We start from the raw sequence: 17,504 nt of genomic DNA, 5'->3' as shown, positions 1-17,504 counted from the left end.
ATGTTCCAAAGGCATATAAATATATATACCTTTTTCCAGTCCTTCAACATTGTTAACTGCCAGATAAGTTTCAAAGGCATGCCTTCCTCCTGCAGAAGGTACCGGGCGCAGAGTTATATGTCCTGTATTTTTATATGCAGGTATTATCTTCTGCACACCTTGAGTAGCCCATAGCAGAAATGACAGCTCTTCCAATGTGATGGGTGTATCTTTATAATTTCGCCTGCTTCTCCGGTTGCCGATACAAGTATATATGTCACTTTGCTTGATTAGATTTTTGTTTACTTCCGGAAGCTCAATAATTCTTAAACTGCTGTCAATTGGTTTAGTAACAGGTGGTGGTGTCATACCTCGTTCTTGATCTGAAATAAATTCACGCTCAGGAAGATCAAATCCGCTTTTCATGAAGTCACGATTGTCTTTGAAAGAATCCATAGTTTATCACTCATTTCTCAATACTATTATAAATCCATCCAGTATCTCGTGGCTTATTTTAAATCCTTTATTTAAATAAAACTTTAATGCATTATCATTGCCATTTGACACAAAGATGAAGTGATCCTTTATATCCTCAAATAAATTCAGCCATTCCATAGACTTGTTAAACAGCACAGTGCCAATACCAGTATTGCGATATTCCTCTTTTATAAAGAACTGGGAAAGGCAGCCTACATCATCAGTTTCTACAGAATCAAAATCAAAGAATGCATCACAGTGTAAAGTAGCAAAACCTCCTGAGTATGTTCTCTTAGGTGAAATATTGCTATAAGCATACCCTACTATTTCATCTCCGTCTTTGGCTATAATGGTAAAATTAGCTTTTGCACTCTTAACAGAAGGAATAACCCTTGTTTCAAAACGCATGTTATCGAAAAACTCCGGATGTATGTACGCTTTAGATTTCTGATAAGCCATTAGCTCATTGCACAAATCTTTTATGCAGTTAATATCTTCATCGGAAATAACTTCATAATGGATACTCACACAGACCACCCTTTCAAATAAATATATAAAATATGTTTGATGGAAAAACCAAGTTTGATATTATTATATCAGTAGGAGTTATTGTGACAAGTATGCATTATTTTCTGATTAAGTAAGAAAAATCTGAGTATTGGAGTGATCTCATGAGCAACCATGCATTATATAAGAACAACTATGACGGCTGCCCCTTAACCTATGCTTTGAACCTTATCGGTGGAAAATGGAAATTGCCCATCATCTGGGCATTGAATAAGAACGGAATATTGAGATACAACGAATTAAAAAGAAATATCGATGGTATAACCAATATGGTACTTACTCAGTCCCTTAAAGAATTGGAGTCAGATGGAATAGTTAATCGTAAGCAATATATGGAGATACCACCGCGGGTTGAATATTCTCTCACGAATAATGGCAAAGAGCTTATCCCTGCGCTAAAAGCGCTGGCTCATTGGGGAGAAAAGATGAAGAAAGAGCCTGCGCAATAACTGTAAATTATACTGCTGCCCCTTCGGTTTACCTTAATACTTTGAATATGAAAGCGATGCTCTAGAATTCAAGCCATTAGGTATTATCAAGAACATGAGTCTTAGGTGTCTACCCCAAAAACTCAAGAATTTTATCTTAAGGCTGACATAGAAAATATGTATAGGAAATACAAGTCCTACTACGATGAATAGTTGGAAAAGTATAAGGAAGTCTGCTTCCTCGCAATCATGAAGATAAATAAGTGCTTAAATATTGAGGTAGATGAATTCATCATTAAAGCATTGACATACAAGTATATGAACAATCATGACAAGTCATATATAGACTTTGTTAAGAACCATCAAGGATTCATACTCATAGATTACTTTGATGAGCGGTTTGATGAGTTTCAGGGTTATAACGTGACATTGGAAGATTTCATAAAGAAGCTTATAAATGAACATAAGTCCTAATCATGTATTTTTCCACACATAAACCTTATATAGACGCTTAGATATTATAGAAAAGATACTATTACTTCTCTCTCTAAATACTCAATGCTCTTACAGATACTGAGTATTTCTCTTTCATACTCCTCTTTGTTAATTATTCCATTCTTTAAGTGTTCAGGAGTAATGCTATTTATATTCTGCCTAATGGATCGAATGCAATAATCCACAGAATGTATTCCTCTTAAGTGTTTAGCACAAAACATACAAATTGCATCAAGGTTTCTCAATAAACCAAATTCTCCGTCCAAATAGATATAATTGAGTTTGCTATCTGCTCTATAAATATTTTTAAGCCCTTTTATCTTGTCAATACACCTATTAAATTCAACAATCTCACTATAAACTATTTTTTCCACAATCCACACCCCCTTCATTGATAAATTTATCAAGTTCACCTTAATTATAGACATATTTGTAAATACTGTCAATTTTGGTGCACACTCCCTTCAAGTTGGTAGGATTCGATTGCTTTCCTTGTGGTGTATTGTTCCTCGTTTTAGATGCAATTCCCATGGCAACAGTTGATCGCTAGCAGTTCGAATTTTTGGCCACCTAAATATAAGATTAGTTATTGCTTGATCGGTTGAACAATGTCTGTTTGAATTTATAACTGTCTGCATTGCTGGTAAAATCTATTCACCAAAAATGCGAGTTTTCTCTACATTTAACAGAGTTGACGATTTCACTACATGAAATTTAAATTAAATAATGTGAAAATATATATTGACATAAAAGCTGTATAAAAATATAATGAAATGGTTGGATTTAATTCCATAATGTTCTATAACATATATTCTAAACCATATATATTAAAGATTATATGACGCTATACGATAAAGGCAAGTCTAGCGAAAAGCAGGGACGTGAAGGTACGAGTTTAAGGTGATTTTTCTATGACAACTGAGACATCAAAATAGGTTTTTCAGCCATGGCATGTATAGCACCATGGTTTTTATTATTAGTATATAAACGAGGAGGATTCTTTTGAATTTTGTACAGGGCATCGCATGGCCAAAAGATATTTTTTATAAGAAAATTAACACACTAACAGAACTGCTTAAGTTTGACAATAATACATATGTACATTCACAAAATGTGGCAAGATACTCCACAAGACTTAATAAACTTCTGGGTACCGATATAGATGACAGAATAATGTATTACTCCGGGTTGTTCCATGATATAGGCAAATTGAAGGTAGATCTGAATATTTTGAATAAAGAAAGCGAATTACAGGATAATGAATTTGATATTATTAAAAAGCATTCAAGTCTGGGATATATAATGATGAAAAAATATCTCATGCCAAAAGAGATGCAGTATGCGGCTTTCTATCATCATGAACGCTGGGACGGAAAAGGTTACCCAATTAGACTCAAGGAAGAAGAAATACCCGTTGTGGCGCGAATTATAAGCATATGTGATGTATATGATGCTTTGACATCCGACAGACCATACAGAAAAGCCTTTACAGCAGATGAAGCAGTAAATATGATGAAAAATTTCAATGGACAGTTTGATCCGGAAATGTTTAAAGTCTTTATCAACAATTTGGATTCAATAGTCGACAGGTAACAGCTTAATAAAAAATCAAAACAGGCTTTCATCACATCGATGAAAGCCTTCATTTTACTATGTATGGCGGAGAGAGAGGGATTCGAACCCTCGGTACCCGTTTTGTAGGTACACACGATTTCCAGTCGTGCGCCTTCGACCAGCTCAGCCATCTCTCCGTTTGCTGCTCGCACTATGTTATTATACTAGAAAAAAAACTAATTGGCAACATGAAAATTTATCAAAGAGTCATATACATTTCGTATTGAGCTATTTTTTCTTTTTCAAATCCTAATTTTCTATAGAAACCATATAAAGTATGATTGTTTGGAAAGCTTGTGCCAAGCTTTGTCAGATTCAGCATTTCTATTGCGTTGCTAAGAAGAGCTGAGCCAATTTTCTGTCCTCTATATTTTTTGTCAACCCAAATCAAATTTATTCTGCCATACTCATTTATGCTCAATATGCCCACCATCTTATTATCCATAAAAGCACCATAATTATGCTGTCCTTCCGACTTCTCTATATAGGGGAAATCATTTTGCCAGTTTATGTACACATCTCCCATTCGTTCTCTGACATCTTCCAGTTGGCTAAACTCCACAGGTTTTATGTCATATTCATTATTGAAATTCTTCAATTTGCTTAAATCGGATAATTGAAAATATTGGAGTTCGTATATTTTTTCATAGCCATGTTTTTTGTAGAAATTCAGTGCTCTGTCATTCCCTATTATATTTTCCAACATCATTTGGCTGCAACCTTCACTGATGGCCCTTTCTTTATGAAGATAAAACAGTTCATCGGCGATTCCCGTTCCTCTGTAATCTGGAACAATACAAAAAGCACCGCATCTCATAGTTTTTATCCCCTGATAATCTTTTATACCGCCTAAAACAAGCCCTACAGGTCTATTTTTTTCTATGGCAATGAAAGAATGCTTCAATTCATTGCCTTCAGGGCCAAAAAATCTTTTTCTAAATGCTTCTAAAGGTAAGTCAAACTTAACAATGTAATCTGAAAATCCTTCGTTAAAACATTGATACACCATTTCAAAGTCCACATCATTACAATTTTTAAAAACCACAATCATCACCTACCATTCTATTAGAATGAGGTGGCGCAATGTCCCCCCACATCTTTGGTAAGATTATATCACAACTTTTACTCATCAGAAAGAAAAAAATGTTAAAAGCAGGCTCCTATGCCTGCTTCTCCTAGTTATCGCTTTCTGTCAGCTTCACTTCTACAGTTTTATATCTGTTCAATTCTCCGTAAGCTTCCACTTTTAAAACATCTCCGACTTTTTTACTTTGAATTATTTTTTGCAGTTGTTCTATGGTAGTTACCCTTTCATCATCGATCTTTGTGATTATATCGCCTCTCACCAGTCCTGCCTTGTCAGCTCCGCTTCCATCTATAACCTGCCTGATTAAAACTCCCTGGGGAACATCATACTGTTTTGCTGTTTTCTCATCTATAGTTTGGCCTGTAATTCCCAGATATGGTCTTGATACCTTTTTGTTCTCTATCAATTGCTGTATTATTGGCTTAGCTTCATTTATGGGAATTGCAAATCCCATGCCTTCTACCTGGCTCCTTACCAGCTTAAGAGTGTTTATTCCTACTACCTTGCCTTCAGAATTTACTAAGGCACCTCCGCTGTTACCAGGATTTATTGCAGCATCTGTCTGTATAAGCTTCATTGATCTGTTTCCAACAAACAGTTCTCTGTTTAGACCACTTATGATTCCTGCTGTCACAGAGCCTGCATAATCTGTGCCCATTGGGCTTCCTATAGCAACTGCAAGTTCGCCTACTTCCAGGGTAGATGAATCTCCCAGTTCTGCATAGGGCAGATTCTTTTCTTCCACCTTTATAACAGCTAGATCTGTCTGCACATCTCTGCCTACTACTTTTGCAGATAATTCTCTACCGTCATGGAGAACTACTATTATATTATCTGAACCGTCTATTACATGATTGTTGGTTACTATATGCCCCTGGTTGTCAATTATTATACCTGAGCCGTTGCCCTCACTTTCGTAAGTAAATCCAAAAAAGTCTTGTACGCTTTTCTTAATCCTGATAGCCACAATGGAAGGGGATACTTTTTTTGCTATAGGTACCACTGGTGAAACGGTCTTGTCTATAACATAGTTATATTGATTTCCTTGGCTTGCATAGACCGCATTTTTGCCTTCCAGGTTATCTATTATATTGTCCGCTAGAAATCCGAATGCAGAGCCAAAAGCCAAACCTATGGCTAATGTTATTGCTATAGCAGCCTTGCCCCACCTCTTAGGCTTTTTCTCGATTACTTCTGTATAGAATACCGGTTTATTATGCTCTATATTCTCTTCGTTTCTTTCTGTATCTCCATACTCTTTTTCATTTGTTTCGATAACTTCTATATCTTCCTTGGACACATCTTCCATAAAGTCTCTTCTGAAATCATCATTCATCAAAATCCCTCCTTAGTTTTCCTTGATTCTATTCTAAGATATAGATTTTAATAAATTATGAATAAAATGTTAATTATTTGGATTTATCAATGGTAAAAGAGAATTTTATAGCTCCATCAAGTCTATCTGCCCAGATCTCCTCTCCCTGAAGTATTATCATTTCCTTTACTATGGACAATCCAAGGCCAAATCCAGACTTATATATGCCTCGGGACTCATCCCCCTTATGAAATCTCTCCCACATATTCTTCAGCTTGTTATCGTCCATATTTGTACTTGTATTTGTAATCTCCACAATTACTTTATTTTTTTCTTCCCGGGTTCTAAGGCTTATATATCCCTCTTCCTCTGTAAATTTCACTGCATTGTCCAGCAGATTGGTAACTATTCTTTCCATCATTGATTTATCTGCATTTACAATGGTGGAATCATCATAGAATTTCAGCATCACATCTATATTCTTCTTTGTTATATCCTTTTCAAAATTTATAAGCTTTCTTCTCAGCATTTCATTAAGTTCAAAGTTGGTTTTATTGACTTCCACCTTTCCCTGCTGAATATTATTGAGTTCTAAAAGCTCATTGGTCATTTTAATAAGCCTTTGACATTCCTCCATAACTATATTGAGATAATGTCCTTGCATCTCAGGGGGTATAGTTCCGTCCATTATTCCTCCTACAAAACCCTTTATAGAAGTCATGGGGGATCTTAAATCGTGGGAAATGTTGGCTATAAAGTTGCGTCTGTTCTCCTCAATCTTTTCCAGGGACTCTGCCATATCGTTAAAGCTTTTCGCCAATTCTTCTATTTCATCCCCGGTCTTTATCTTCAGCCTTTTTTGAAATTCTCCTCCTGATATGATCTTAGCAGCTTTGCTTATCTCGCTTAAAGGCACGGATATCCGCTTTATCTGGAAGTATAAGATACTATATGCCAAAAGCCCTGAAAAAGTAATTGCAAGTACGGTTATGCTGTAAATATCCCTTATGGATTTTTGAATGCCCGGCATGGAGGCATGGACCAAAACCCCGCCCTCAAATTCATCATTGTAGAATATGGGATAACCTACCGTCAGCACTGGCTCTTTGAATTTGCCTCCAAAATTTCCTGTCTCTATTATATTTCTTCCTCTGTACAGTATGCCTAATGCTCCCGCATCTACTTTCTGACCAAGGTACTTCTCTTCCTTGGAACCGGATACTCCAAAAATCGTACCCTCTCTATCTATTATCCATATTCTCGCATCCAGGAATTTATCGAGAATCCTCAAATCCTCATTTAATGTCTGCCTATCCAACCTGCCTGCATACAATCCTATTGCAATTTCCTGAGTGATTTTCTGACCATATTCCAACAGCAAATCTTTTTTACTGTCTATGAAATATTGGGAAAAAAGCTTCATAAGCACCAAAGCCAATATGCCAAACCCTAATATTATAGTGATGCCATATGTGATAAAAAGCCTCTTAAATATGCTTTTCTTCATCGCTTCACCTCAAATTTATAGCCTACACCCCATACGGTTTTGATTTCCCATCTTCCCATATCGTCATGAAGCTTCTCTCTCAACCTCTTTATGTGGACATCCACAGTCCTTGAGTCTCCTATATAGTCATAATCCCATACCTTTTCCAAAAGCTGCTCTCTGGTAAAAACCTGATTTGGTCTGGAAGCAAGGAAGTATAAAAGCTCCATCTCTTTAGGAGGTAATTCCATTCTATTTCCCTGGAATGTGACAGTATAGTCGTTTTTGTCTATGCTTAGGCCAGGAAATACCAGCTTTTCATCCTTTATCATACCATTGTTCTGAGTCCTTCTCAGCACAGCCTTAACTCTTGCCAAAAGCTCCTTAGGGTCAAAAGGCTTCACCATATAGTCATCAGCCCCCAGCTCAAGGCCCAGTACCTTATCTATTACTTCGCCTCGTGCTGTAAGCATTATGATGGGTATATTCCCTGTTTTCCTTATCTGCTTGCATACCTCATACCCATCCATATTTGGCATCATTATATCCAGAATCACCAGATCCGGAGTCCATTGGTAGAATGTATCCAATGCTTTTTTGCCGTCATATGCAATTTTCACACAAAACATTTCCTTCTCAAGATAGATCCTGATAAGTTCTGCTATATTCTGGTCATCGTCAACTACAAGTATCTTATATTTCATTTCTCCACACCTTCTCAGTTTTAATTCTTAGATAATGGCCACTGATGAGTCTGGAACATTACACAGCTTAAAATAGCTGGTCCAGCTCATGAATAATATGTTTCAAACACCATCTTAGCAAAGAGTGCGCTAACCTTAACAGAATGATACAGCAAATTATTTAAATAATCAATAAAGCCTCAGAAAGAAAAATAAGAAGCTATAAAAAGATTGAAAAACCAGGCTTGTCTATTTCACCTATTATAAATTCATATGATTCAAAATAAACCATAGGGAAATTTGATTTATGATTTTATGTCAAATTATAATGTAAAAATAAACTTTCTTTTTAGAATTGAGGTTAAAACATGACTAAGATTTATGTTGAATTCGATAATAATATTCCCAGATATGCATGTACAAGCTGTGGCTCCTGTGATAGTTTAATAGGCAAAAGCCTTTGCAAAGTAAAAAACAGAGGATGCTGCTGGTACTTCCCCAAATTCACTCTGATAGATATTCAAAGAATGTCTAAAACAACGGATGGTCTGAAAGCTCTCAATAGGATTATAAACAATCCTGGTACTCAAATCTATAATTACTATATTCATGCTAAAGGATTTTTTGATGAAGCTGAATATAAAAGGTATATGGAAAGCGATATGCTGCCGGTGGGAGATTATTTAGAAGACCACACCATATTTTTCAGAGGCTGTCCCTTCGTAAAACCAGGTAAAGGCTGCACCTTGCCTCCGAGATATAGAACCTTCGTATGCAACTTTTTCATATGCAAGGAAATATCTGAAATGGCGAAATCTCATGAATTATTTCATAGATATGAAGAAGAAAGGCTTAGATATTCAAGATGGCTTGACTGGGAGAACGAGAACTTAAGGCATATTCTTTCCCAGGAAAACCTTACACTCCAGAGCAATTTTACAGAGGTTATCAAAGAACTTCAGGAATTGGAGTTATCTCAATATGAGTTTCCTTGTCTTGAACCCATAGTTCTGGATGATTCATGGTACAGGGGTGCATAAAGAAAGCAAAAAGTTGGCTGGGTCTTATGACATAAAATCCAGCCAACTTATAAAACAGACTCTAATTCAACACTTATGCCTGAATCAACCAAATCTAGTTTACCTCATTCCTTTTTCAAACAAACAATCATTTAACTAACCTGACAAACCCTAAACCAATTTACACTTACTACCCAACTTGTTCTAAGCATAATAAGCTAACTTACCAACTAACCAAAAAACTCGAAATCTGACAAATTTTAATGTTGGTTGAATTAGAGTCTGCAGGAAAGATGTTCTCCATCTTTCTTACTTATAGTATATCACATTGACAGCAAAAAATATACATAAATTTTCAGAAAATTTAATTATTCTTACTTCCTTTTAAAACCATTTCTGCAACCTTTACTGAATCTCTGGCATCCTTTACATAAAAGTCTGCCCCTATCATATTTGCGTAGTTTTCATTAAGCACGGCTCCCCCTGCCATTACCACACAATCAGGGCAGTGAAGCCTCAGAGCTTTTATGGTTTCTTCCATGCTTTGTACAGTTGTTGTCATCAAAGCACTTAACCCTACTAAAGGAGCTTTTACTTCCTTAACCTTCTCAATAATCTTCTCCTTCGCTACATCTTTGCCTAGATCATAAACTCTAAAACCATAGTTTTCTAAGAGTATCTTTGCAATGTTTTTGCCTATATCATGGATGTCTCCCTTGACAGTTGCTATCACAATATTTCCTTTGTTTATAGCTTTATCTTGAGAAGAGTTTTCCATCATATCTTCTTTTATGACTTCAAATGCATTTTTCACCGTTTCAGCAGACAATATAAGCTGAGGAAGAAATATTTCTCCCTTTTCGTATTTTTCTCCCACTGTATCGAGAGCAGGTATAAGGTAATTGTCCACTATCTCCAAGCCTCTAAATTCTTTAAGAAGCTCCTTCACTACCTCTTTTACCTCTTCTTTCATTCCATCTATTATAATTTTCTTTAAATCCTTACTGCTTCTATTAACATTGCTTTGAGGTTTAGTTTTTATATCTGTATATGCATTTATATAGTCCTTGCTGTCCCTATCATGATTCCACAAAACATTAAAAGCTCTCACAGTATCCCTCATATCAGCCTCCATAGGATTCATGATAGGCGCATCTAGACCTGCAGAGAGGGCTGCAGCCAGAAATGTTCTGTTTAGTATGCCTCTTGCCGGCAATCCGAAGGATACATTGCTGACTCCAAGGGTGGTCATCACTCCCAGTTTTTCCTTGACTAGTCTTACTGCCTTTATAGTTTCCTTTACTTCTCTTTGCTGAGCCGAAGCTGTAAGAACAAGGCAGTCCACTATTATGTCTTCTTTTGGTATGCCATATTCACTGGCTTTTTTTATTATCTTTTCTGCAATTTTCAACCTGTCTTCCGCTGTTTCAGGTATTCCCTTCTCGTCTAGTGTAAGAGCCACCATCAGGCAGCCATATTTTTTTACAATGGGCAAAATGCTTTCCATAGCCTTGTCTTCCCCATTGACTGAATTAATTATTGGTCTTCCGTTGCAAACCCTTACTCCCGCTTCAATAACCTCCGGTCTTACACTATCTATCTGTAATGGAAGGTTTACTATTCCTTGTATTTCCTTTACCACTTTTACCATTACAGCTTTTTCATCTATTTCTGGAAGCCCTACATTAACATCAAGCATATGGGCTCCATTGTCTTTCTGGTCCACCGCTTCTCTCAATATATAGTCCATATCACCTTCTATTAAGGCTTGCTTTAATCTTTTCTTGCCTGTGGGATTTATACGTTCTCCGATTATCTTTACTTCTCCACCTAAGACTACGGTACATGTAGAAGAGCTGGCTGCCGTAATCCTTTTGATCTCATTTTTAGCAGGCTTCAAGCCTGCCAAGGCACTCTTTAATGCTTTTATATGCTCCGGTGTAGTACCACAGCATCCTCCCAATAATCTTACTCCTGATTCAGCCATTTGTCTGCCATAGGCTGCGAACTTCTCTGGATTTATTTCGAATACTGTTTCATTTCCCACCATTTTAGGCAACCCTGCATTGGGCTGAACTATCACAGGTATCCTTGAATATTTGAGAACTTCATAGACTAAAGGCATCATCTCCTTCGGTCCCAGTGAACAATTAATACCTAAAGCTGCTATTCCAAGATTCTGTAGTATATTTACCATGGTCAGAGGATCTGTGCCCGTCAGAGTTCTTCCATCCTCTTGAAATGTCATAGTACATATTATTGGAAGACTGGAGTTTTCTCTAGCTGCAAGTATAGCCGCTCTGACTTCATATATATCTGACATAGTTTCAATTATAATTAAGTCTGCTCCTGCTGAGGCTCCCACTGTAATTTGCTCCTTAAAAGCTTCATAGGCAGCTTCAAAGCTCAAGCTGCCATAGGGCTCCATAAGCTGCCCCAAAGGTCCAATATCCAAAGCCACCAGCTTATCTTTGGCTGCTTTTCTGGCTATTTCCACTGCACTTCCTATAACATCCTCCAAAGGCAGATCTTTATCATTTAACTTATACCTATTGGCACCAAATGTATTGGTTGTTATCACATCAGCTCCTGCGCCTATGTAAGCTTTATGTATCTTTTCAATAACTTCCGGTTTCTCAATATTGTACCTTTCAGAGAGTTCTCCTGCTTTCATTCCATAAGCCTGTAGCATAGTCCCCATGGCACCGTCAAATACTAAAAATTTGCTAAAATCAACATTCCAACTCATTTGCATCTCCACACTTTCTATACATACAATTTTTTTCTTTGCATCTGCTGCATTTATCTACTACAACATTTTCTTCCCCTCTATGAAGCCCTATTAAAGCAGTCACCGACTTTCTTGGAATCATTATATAATTTTTGTTTACCGTAAGCCCAATCCTTATATGAGCTTTAAGCACTTCAATAATAGCCTTTTGATGAGTTATGGACAAATCCCCGTACCCTGGGCTATATCTATCGGTTATATTGTATCCTGCCTTTTGTGCCATCTCCTTTATCTCTTCCTGTACCTCATCACAGACAGCCTCTATTGCAGCAGTGGCACATGCGTCCATCACTATGCCCTTGGTAAGGTTTAGCCTGGAATAATATCCAATCCTCTTATCAACTTCAATGCCCAATGTGGCTGCCATAAGAGCACATCTATCCGAATTCTGCAGATGGTCTCTCAGATACCTGCTTTCAAAAATCAGGTTCGTATCCTTGAGAATAACTTTGTCACCTTGTTTTTCTATATCATATATATTATAAACAAAGCTTTTCTTCATCACTTCTCTTATTTCAGCGATACATTCATATATTAGATTTTCCATGGCTTCATCAATGCTTTGATTCTTGTAGCCAAGATATCTCAAAACTTCCATCCTGTCAATATTCACTGTAATCCCTCCGATTTAGAATATATTACACATAAATATACATAAAATCAATAATATTTTATTTTTCCTTGACAATTGCTTTTCTTTAGCTTAAAATTCTCTGTATACAAAACTTAATAATTACTTATCCAGAGAGGTGGAGGGACTGGCCCTATGAAGCCCGACAACCGGCATTCCCATTCGAATGCAGCGGTGTCAATTCCTGCAGGATTATGTGTTTATCCTGAGAGATAAGAGTGACATGTGCACAAAAGCATATGATGCTTTATAGCTTTGTAAGGTTGCTTTCTTATCCGAAAGTGGCCTTTTTTAATTAACCCCAATAAATGAATATCGTAAGCCATTGGCTTAGCTAATGATATAAAACTAACCAATCTATGAGAGGAGAACAAAAATGAAAATTAGAGACCTATTTATCAATAAGCCAGTAATATCTTTAGAAATATTTCCACCAAAACCCGAAACACCAATTGACACGATTTTCGATACAATAGACGCTCTATCTGACTTGAAACCTGATTTTATAAGTGTCACTTATGGGGCAGCAGGAGGCAGCAAGCACTATACAGTACAGATTGCAGATATTATAAAAAATAAATACGGCATAGAAGCATTAGCCCATCTTACCTGCATAAATTCTACAAAAAAAGAAGTAGAGGATATTTTGCAACAGCTTAAAAAGTCTAATATAGAGAATGTACTGGCTCTTAGAGGCGACAGACCACAGGATGAAAGCTATATTGCCCCAGAGGATAACGATTATAAATATGCATCGGATCTTATTGCTCATATAAAAAGTTTAGGAGATTTCTGCATAGGTGCCGCATGTTACCCGGAAGTCCATATTGAAGCAGAAAGTTGTATAGCTGATCTTCGCAGCTTGAAAAGGAAGGTTGAATTGGGTGCTGATTTCCTCATAACTCAGCTGTTTTTGGACAATAATTTCTATTTTGATTTCATTGAAAAAATAGGGATAATGGATATATCTATTCCTGTATCAGTAGGGATAATGCCGGTGATAAATAAAAAGCAAATAGAACGCATAACCAGTCTCTGCGGAGCAAGTATTCCTACAAAGTTCAGGCGTATCCTGGATAGATATGAAAACAACCCGGAAGCTTTAAAGGAAGCCGGTATTGCCTATGCAACGGAGCAAATAATAGATCTGCTTTCATCAGGTGTGGATGGAATCCATTTGTATACCATGAATAAGCCTGAAGTGGCTAGAAAAATTATAAAGCAAATATCCAGCATCAGAAGCCACTTTGAGAACCTTAATCATGCTTAAAAATCTTCATTCCCGGAAACTGTATTCCTATATAAATCGAGCCGAATTATTTACAATAATTCGGCTCTCGTTTAGGAAAGGGTTAATGGAACAAGCTGGCTTAATTAAATTTATATAAAAGGTATAACCTTGTTTTTGAAAAACTCTCTCGCAGTTTCGGGTACAACATTGTATTTATCACCGTCAATTGAAACAGTTACCCCTGGATTTTGGCATTGTTTAGCGCAAAATGTTGCATTAAAATCAATTTTATCGTGTAGAGAGTTTTCCTCAATCATTTGCTGGAATACCTGAATAACATTATATGAACCTTTTAAGTGACAAGAACTGCCAATACATACATTCAACTTCATCATTTTAACCCTCCTGATTCTTGGAAGCATATTCTACATGAAGCATTTCATGGACTTTTCCTTTCAGTATACCGTTATACAAAGACATCATAAGTGGGTTTTCCTCAGAACGTTTTATATTGCAAAGCTTGTCGGCAGTATATAGGCCTTTTCCTCTCTTTTCCTTAGCATCATAGGCTGCAAAGGGTTGACCTGCGCCATTTATGCACCCGCTGGGACAAGCCATGACTTCAACAAAATCATAATGCTCTCCTGCTTTGATCCTTTCAATCAAATCACTTGCATTCTTCAGCCCGCTGACAATAGCGATTTTTACTTCTCTATCGCCGAACATTATGGAAGTTTCCTTTACACCTTCCATTCCCCGGACGCCTTTATAGGCAATGGACATAAGTCCAGTTCTTGATTTGTCCGAAGCGATGCGTCGCAAAACCGCTTCTGTAACACCGCCGGTAACTCCAAATATGACACCAGCACCTGTCATTGTACCAAAAGGCATGTCAATTGATTCCGGTTCTAACTCGCTGAATATAATGCCTGATTCTTTTATCATCTGTATAAGTTCCTGGGTTGTTAATACAAAGTCTACATTGGGAACTCCATCAACTTTAAACTCATCACGGGCAGCTTCGTACTTTTTAGCAGTGCAAGGCATAATGGCAACATGGACTACCTTTCTTGATGAGGTTTTGCCTTCTTCCTTTATTATGCCAGCAAACATTTCCATGGGTGAACGGCAAGTTGAAACATGAGGGAGCAGCTCAGGATAGTTCTTCTCGCAATAGTTCACCCATGCTGGACAACAAGATGTAAATAATGGCATATCATGATTGCCTTCTTCCAGTCTCTTCAAAAGCTCATTGGATTCTTCCAAAACAGTCAAATCTGCACCAGTTGAAGTATCATATATCTCATCAAAACCCATACGACGGAGGGCTGCAACAATCTTGCCCATGGCATTTTCACCGTCAGGAATTCCCAACTCCTTGCCCAATCCTACTCTTACAGCCGGAGCAATCTGAACTGTAACCTTTGTATTCTTATCATCCAAGGCTTTCCATACTTTTGCAGTATCATCTTTAACCACAATAGCACCTGTGGGACATACAGCAGCGCACTGACCACAGCCAACACAGGGTGATTCACCGATTGGGCCGTTAAAAGCAGTGCTTATGGTCATTTTCGAGCCTCTATGGGCAAAATCAATAGCCCCCACATTTTGAACTTCATTGCACATTCTCACACAGTCACCGCAGAGTATACATTTATTTGCATCCCTTGTGATACATGGTGAAGAATCATCCACATTTGGTTCCTCTGCTGTATTGGGGAAGCGTACACCTTGGATATTAAATCTCATAGCCAGATCCTGCAGCTTGCATTTACCGTTATTATTGCAGGTTGTACAATCACGGCAATGGTTGGCAAGAAGCAGTTCCAATATATTCTTTCTATATTTTCTCAGCCTTTCTGTATTGGTTCTGATCTCCATGCCTTCTCTGGGAGGAGTGGAGCATGCTGCCTCAAGTCCTCCTTTTTCGGTCTCTACCATACACATACGGCATGCTCCGTAAACCGATAGTTCTGAATGGTAGCAGAATGTAGGTAATTTTATTCCTACCTTGCGAATCAACTCAAGAAGATTTTTCTCTCCATTTATTTCAACAGGTATACCATCTATTATCATATATTCTTTATTTCCCATGTTCTAAACCTCCTTGATTGCATGGAATGGACAGTTTTCTATACAAGCTCCACACTTAATGCATTTGGATTGATCGATGGTGAAGGGTTCTTTAACTTTGCCGCTTATAGCTGATACGGGGCAAGTTCTGGAACACTTTGAGCAACCCTTGCATAAAGCAGTATCGATTTCTATCCTTTTAAGCTTCTGACAGCTTCCTGCCGGGCATCTTTTTTCATAAATGTGGGCTTCATACTCATCCCGGAAGCTCCTTATTGTACTTACTACAGGGAAGGGAGCAGTTTTACCAAGTCCACAAAGGGCTGTAGCAGAAATTGTATCAGCCAGTTCTAAAAGAAGCTCTATATCTCCATCTTCTCCTTTGCCTTCAACGATTCTTTCCAAAATAGCCAACATTCTCTTTGTGCCTTCACGACAGGGAACGCATTTGCCACAGGATTCATTCTGAGTAAACTTCATAAAGAAACGAGCTACTTCAACCATACAGGTTTTGTCATCCATAACAACCAGTCCGCCAGAGCCTATCATTGCTCCTGCTTTCTTCAGAGAGTCGAAGTCCAGAGGTAAATCCAGATGTTCCTTTGTCAGACAACCACCGGATGGCCCTCCAATCTGAACAGCCTTAAACTCTCCACCTCCACGCATACCGCCGCCTACTTCAAATATGACCTCACCAATTGTAGTACCCATAGGTACCTCTATCAATCCAGTGTTTAATATATTTCCTGTAAGAGCAAAAGCCTTTGTTCCTGGACTGCTTTCTGGTCCAATTCCTTTAAACCACTGGGCCCCATTACGAATGATCAATGGTACATTAGCGAAAGTTTCAACATTGTTTAGAATAGTAGGCTTTCCGAATAGCCCCTGTTCTACTGTTCTTGGAGGTTTTACCCTAGGCATTCCTCTATTACCTTCAATTGAAGCAGTCAGAGCACTTCCTTCACCACAGACGAAAGCTCCTGCTCCACGATTTATGTGTAAATGGAAACTGAAATCTGTACCGAGAATATTATCTCCCAATAGGCCATATTCTGTAGCTTGTTCAATAGCCATCTCCAATCTATTGACAGCCATAGGATATTCTGCACGAACATATATATATCCTTGGGAAGCGCCGCAAGCAAGACCCGCAATCATCATGCCTTCCAACATTCTGTGGGGGTCACCTTCCATAATGCTTCTATCCATAAATGCCCCCGGATCTCCTTCATCACCGTTGCAAACAACGTATTTCTCTTTTTCTTTTTGCCTCTTTACTTGTGACCACTTACGACCTGCTGGGAAACCTCCGCCTCCTCTGCCACGCAAACCAGATTCAATAACTTCATTTATGATCTCATCAGCACTCATATCAAATAAGGCTTTTTCAAAGGCAGTATAGCCGCCGATACCGAGGTATTCCTTTATTGAGGTGGCATCTATATGACCACAGTGCTCGAGAACAACTCGGGTTTGCTTATGATAAAACGGTATTTCATCTTGCTTTTTATAGATAGTTCCATCTTTTTGGTAAGCCAATCTTTCAATATGTTCCCCAGAAACTATGGTTCTGTCTATAATTTCCTCACAATCAGAGAGTTTTACTTTTGTATAGAGCCATCCTT

At 37.7% G+C, this 17,504-nt stretch carries 17 protein-coding genes, 1 tRNA gene and 1 riboswitch; of the genes, 5 read left to right on the top strand and 13 right to left on the bottom strand.

Going from position 1 to position 17,504, the window contains the following annotated elements:
• Window positions 1–435: SagB/ThcOx family dehydrogenase (locus ACESM9_RS09280; RefSeq protein WP_372997552.1), on the bottom strand; the 435-nt coding region annotated here is incomplete at its 3' end.
• Window positions 436–441: 6 nt separating this feature from the next.
• The gene (locus ACESM9_RS09275) at window positions 442–984 is read right to left on the bottom strand and encodes a GNAT family N-acetyltransferase (RefSeq protein ID WP_372997550.1); all 543 of its coding nucleotides are present in this window, start codon (window positions 982–984) and stop codon (window positions 442–444) included.
• A gap of 143 nt (window positions 985–1,127) precedes the next feature.
• Here ACESM9_RS09275 and ACESM9_RS09270 point away from each other — a divergent pair, with 143 nt between their 5' ends.
• Together ACESM9_RS09270 and ACESM9_RS09265 are read left to right on the top strand one after the other, a co-directional pair.
• Window positions 1,128–1,472 (top strand): winged helix-turn-helix transcriptional regulator, encoded by a 345-nt coding sequence (locus tag ACESM9_RS09270; RefSeq protein ID WP_372997548.1) that lies wholly within the window; start codon window positions 1,128–1,130, stop codon window positions 1,470–1,472.
• A 228-nt stretch (window positions 1,473–1,700) separates the two neighbouring features.
• Window positions 1,701–1,925 (top strand): hypothetical protein, encoded by a 225-nt coding sequence (locus ACESM9_RS09265; protein WP_372997546.1) that lies wholly within the window; start codon window positions 1,701–1,703, stop codon window positions 1,923–1,925.
• 44 nt (window positions 1,926–1,969) lie between these two features.
• Here the strand turns inward: ACESM9_RS09265 and ACESM9_RS09260 are convergent, their stop codons facing one another.
• Entirely contained in the window at window positions 1,970–2,320 is a 351-nt protein-coding gene (locus tag ACESM9_RS09260; RefSeq protein ID WP_372997544.1) for a hypothetical protein, read from the bottom strand.
• A gap of 628 nt (window positions 2,321–2,948) precedes the next feature.
• On the opposite strand from ACESM9_RS09260, the gene ACESM9_RS09255 reads away from it, so the two are divergent.
• Window positions 2,949–3,539: an HD-GYP domain-containing protein gene (locus tag ACESM9_RS09255; RefSeq protein ID WP_372997542.1), complete on the top strand. Its 591-nt coding sequence runs from the start codon at window positions 2,949–2,951 to the stop codon at window positions 3,537–3,539.
• A 64-nt stretch (window positions 3,540–3,603) separates the two neighbouring features.
• Here the strand turns inward: ACESM9_RS09255 and ACESM9_RS09250 are convergent.
• The 5 genes from ACESM9_RS09250 to ACESM9_RS09230 form a co-directional block, all read right to left on the bottom strand.
• Window positions 3,604–3,697 (bottom strand) — tRNA-Ser (locus ACESM9_RS09250).
• A gap of 62 nt (window positions 3,698–3,759) precedes the next feature.
• Window positions 3,760–4,611 (bottom strand): GNAT family N-acetyltransferase, encoded by an 852-nt coding sequence (locus ACESM9_RS09245; protein WP_372997540.1) that lies wholly within the window; start codon window positions 4,609–4,611, stop codon window positions 3,760–3,762.
• 124 nt (window positions 4,612–4,735) lie between these two features.
• Entirely contained in the window at window positions 4,736–5,983 is a 1,248-nt protein-coding gene (locus ACESM9_RS09240) for a S1C family serine protease (protein ID WP_372997538.1), read from the bottom strand.
• Window positions 5,984–6,056: 73 nt separating this feature from the next.
• The gene (locus ACESM9_RS09235) at window positions 6,057–7,469 is read right to left on the bottom strand and encodes an ATP-binding protein (protein ID WP_372997536.1); all 1,413 of its coding nucleotides are present in this window, start codon (window positions 7,467–7,469) and stop codon (window positions 6,057–6,059) included.
• The gene (locus tag ACESM9_RS09230; protein WP_372997534.1) at window positions 7,466–8,152 is read right to left on the bottom strand and encodes a response regulator; all 687 of its coding nucleotides are present in this window, start codon (window positions 8,150–8,152) and stop codon (window positions 7,466–7,468) included. The genes ACESM9_RS09235 and ACESM9_RS09230 overlap by 4 nt, the downstream gene beginning before the upstream one ends.
• 347 nt (window positions 8,153–8,499) lie before the next feature.
• Here ACESM9_RS09230 and ACESM9_RS09225 point away from each other — a divergent pair, with 347 nt between their 5' ends.
• Window positions 8,500–9,171: a hypothetical protein gene (locus ACESM9_RS09225; RefSeq protein ID WP_372997532.1), complete on the top strand. Its 672-nt coding sequence runs from the start codon at window positions 8,500–8,502 to the stop codon at window positions 9,169–9,171.
• Between the two features lie 343 nt (window positions 9,172–9,514).
• On the opposite strand, the gene ACESM9_RS09220 is transcribed toward ACESM9_RS09225, so the two are convergent.
• Both ACESM9_RS09220 and ACESM9_RS09215 read right to left on the bottom strand, forming a co-directional pair.
• A complete protein-coding gene (locus ACESM9_RS09220) occupies window positions 9,515–11,899 on the bottom strand; it encodes a homocysteine S-methyltransferase family protein (protein ID WP_372997530.1) in 2,385 nt (794 codons plus the stop codon).
• A complete protein-coding gene (locus tag ACESM9_RS09215; protein WP_372997528.1) occupies window positions 11,883–12,554 on the bottom strand; it encodes a vitamin B12 dependent-methionine synthase activation domain-containing protein in 672 nt (223 codons plus the stop codon). Before ACESM9_RS09215 ends, ACESM9_RS09220 begins: the two co-directional genes overlap by 17 nt.
• 121 nt (window positions 12,555–12,675) lie before the next feature.
• Window positions 12,676–12,791, top strand: a riboswitch (SAM riboswitch).
• Between the two features lie 157 nt (window positions 12,792–12,948).
• On the opposite strand from ACESM9_RS09215, the gene metF reads away from it, so the two are divergent.
• Entirely contained in the window at window positions 12,949–13,842 is an 894-nt protein-coding gene (gene metF, locus ACESM9_RS09210; RefSeq protein WP_372997526.1) for a methylenetetrahydrofolate reductase [NAD(P)H], read from the top strand.
• Between the two features lie 110 nt (window positions 13,843–13,952).
• Here metF and ACESM9_RS09205 read toward each other — a convergent pair whose 3' ends face one another.
• The 3 genes from ACESM9_RS09205 to nuoF form a co-directional block, all read right to left on the bottom strand.
• Window positions 13,953–14,198: a (2Fe-2S) ferredoxin domain-containing protein gene (locus ACESM9_RS09205; RefSeq protein ID WP_372997524.1), complete on the bottom strand. Its 246-nt coding sequence runs from the start codon at window positions 14,196–14,198 to the stop codon at window positions 13,953–13,955.
• 1 nt (window position 14,199) lies between these two features.
• Window positions 14,200–15,900 (bottom strand): [FeFe] hydrogenase, group A, encoded by a 1,701-nt coding sequence (locus ACESM9_RS09200; protein WP_372997522.1) that lies wholly within the window; start codon window positions 15,898–15,900, stop codon window positions 14,200–14,202.
• Window positions 15,901–15,903: 3 nt separating this feature from the next.
• Window positions 15,904–17,504: NADH-quinone oxidoreductase subunit NuoF (gene nuoF, locus ACESM9_RS09195; RefSeq protein ID WP_372997520.1), on the bottom strand; the 1,601-nt coding region annotated here is incomplete at its 5' end.

This window comes from Lutispora sp., from assembly GCF_041687175.1.
Lineage (GTDB): Bacteria > Bacillota > Clostridia > Lutisporales > Lutisporaceae > Lutispora.
Note: the sequence above shows the minus strand (reverse complement) of the source record. Positions and strands in the feature narration are given on the sequence as shown.

What these genes read in the sequence shown, in the direction of transcription:
- ACESM9_RS09205 (WP_372997524.1), bottom strand. Translation starts at nt 14,198, where the DNA reads ATGATGAAGTTGAATGTATGTATTGGCAGTTCTTGTCACTTAAAAGGT.
- ACESM9_RS09240 (WP_372997538.1), bottom strand. Translation starts at nt 5,983, where the DNA reads ATGAATGATGATTTCAGAAGAGACTTTATGGAAGATGTGTCCAAGGAA.
- ACESM9_RS09225 (WP_372997532.1), top strand. Translation starts at nt 8,500, where the DNA reads ATGACTAAGATTTATGTTGAATTCGATAATAATATTCCCAGATATGCA.
- ACESM9_RS09220 (WP_372997530.1), bottom strand. Translation starts at nt 11,899, where the DNA reads ATGAGTTGGAATGTTGATTTTAGCAAATTTTTAGTATTTGACGGTGCC.
- ACESM9_RS09200 (WP_372997522.1), bottom strand. Translation starts at nt 15,900, where the DNA reads ATGGGAAATAAAGAATATATGATAATAGATGGTATACCTGTTGAAATA.
- ACESM9_RS09230 (WP_372997534.1), bottom strand. Translation starts at nt 8,152, where the DNA reads ATGAAATATAAGATACTTGTAGTTGACGATGACCAGAATATAGCAGAA.
- ACESM9_RS09265 (WP_372997546.1), top strand. Translation starts at nt 1,701, where the DNA reads ATGAAGATAAATAAGTGCTTAAATATTGAGGTAGATGAATTCATCATT.
- ACESM9_RS09235 (WP_372997536.1), bottom strand. Translation starts at nt 7,469, where the DNA reads ATGAAGAAAAGCATATTTAAGAGGCTTTTTATCACATATGGCATCACT.
- metF (WP_372997526.1), top strand. Translation starts at nt 12,949, where the DNA reads ATGAAAATTAGAGACCTATTTATCAATAAGCCAGTAATATCTTTAGAA.
- ACESM9_RS09270 (WP_372997548.1), top strand. Translation starts at nt 1,128, where the DNA reads ATGAGCAACCATGCATTATATAAGAACAACTATGACGGCTGCCCCTTA.
- ACESM9_RS09245 (WP_372997540.1), bottom strand. Translation starts at nt 4,611, where the DNA reads ATGATTGTGGTTTTTAAAAATTGTAATGATGTGGACTTTGAAATGGTG.